Here is a 443-nt window from a genome sequence, read left to right as displayed (position 1 = left end):
GAGGCCCTGTATCTCATTGTGTAGTCGTTACTTTTCTCTCTTTTATCTGACTACGTCCGCGAGCGTTTTGCTGTTTTTCTTCATGAAGAACACGATAATATGTTGATTCAGAAGCAAGATAAATACCCTCATCTGCTAATGTTGGGACGATTTGGCTTGGTGGTAAGCTCTTAAAATCATCGCTATTAACGATGGCTAATATGTTAGCTCTCTCTTCTTTTGATAGCTTATTTTTTGGCTCAGGGCGCTGAGATATTGGTCTACCATCTGTTTTTATATTCCCGTCAACAGTCCAACGTTGATACGTCCGGACACTGATGCCGAGTTCACGGCACGCTTTACACCTTGGCGCCCCAGAACTCACAGCTTCATTACCTAGTTTAACCGCTTGAACGCGGGCTGAGTCGAGGATCATTTGGGCGCGGGATGCCCACCGAAGGCAT

At 45.6% G+C, this 443-nt stretch carries 1 pseudogene; it reads right to left on the bottom strand.

The features are described from left to right. Positions 1-13: 13 nt before the first annotated feature. Positions 14-443: pseudogene (locus CWB66_RS17035) on the bottom strand (helix-turn-helix domain-containing protein); the annotation flags it as partial.

Origin of the sequence: Pseudoalteromonas sp. S558 (assembly GCF_005886635.1) — a bacterium.
In the GTDB taxonomy this organism is placed as follows: domain Bacteria; phylum Pseudomonadota; class Gammaproteobacteria; order Enterobacterales; family Alteromonadaceae; genus Pseudoalteromonas; species Pseudoalteromonas aliena.
This window is presented reverse-complemented; position numbering and strand designations above follow the sequence as displayed.